Source organism: Escherichia sp. TW14182, from assembly GCF_000208525.1.
Taxonomy (GTDB): Bacteria; Pseudomonadota; Gammaproteobacteria; order Enterobacterales; family Enterobacteriaceae; genus Escherichia; species Escherichia ruysiae.
On sequence record NZ_AEJZ01000493.1, the window covers coordinates 1 to 598 of the forward strand.

Sequence of the window (598 nt, forward strand, 5' to 3'; positions counted from 1 at the left end):
AAATCGAGAGATTTTTGATATTTTATGCGTGCAGCAGCATAAGTTTAATGCTTTGATTTTTAACATTATTGATTTGTTTTGTTGAAAAAGCGACCGTGCAGTGAGGTGATAAAGTGGAGCTGAGCAAAATGCGGGTTAATGTCTCACAACTGGCAGACCTGGTAGGCATGAATCGAAATCTTGTTTCACGCCGTTTGCGTGAACTGGAGCTTGTTGGCGGGAATGGTGAGAATCTTAAACTGTATGAACTCGGCCCGGCACTTCAGGCACTACTAACCCCATCAATGAAAGAAAATGGGGAAATGTCACCACAGGATCGGAAAGCCTGGTATCAGTCAGAAAATGAAAGGCTGAAATTTGAAGCAGCTTCACGTGAATTACTCCCTGTCGAAGAGGTGGCCCGTGAATATTCATCTCTGGCTAAAGCCGTAGTCATGGTGCTGGAAACGTTGCCGGATATTCTTGAGCGCGATTGCGCTCTCCAGCCTTCTGCAGTCATGCGAGTGCAACGCATTATTGATGATCTACGTGATGAAATGGCGAGAAAAATTGCAGAAAGCGATTCAGATAATGGCTGGCCTGCATGTGCAAGATGAGT

General features: G+C 45.0%; 1 protein-coding gene. It reads left to right on the forward strand.

What is annotated here, in order from left to right; all coding sequences use genetic code 11:
• The first annotated feature begins 113 nt into the window (after nucleotides 1-113).
• Entirely contained in the window at nucleotides 114-596 is a 483-nt protein-coding gene (locus EQY_RS0123595; protein ID WP_000423582.1) for a DUF1441 family protein, read from the forward strand.
• The last annotated feature ends 2 nt before the right edge of the window (nucleotides 597-598 follow it).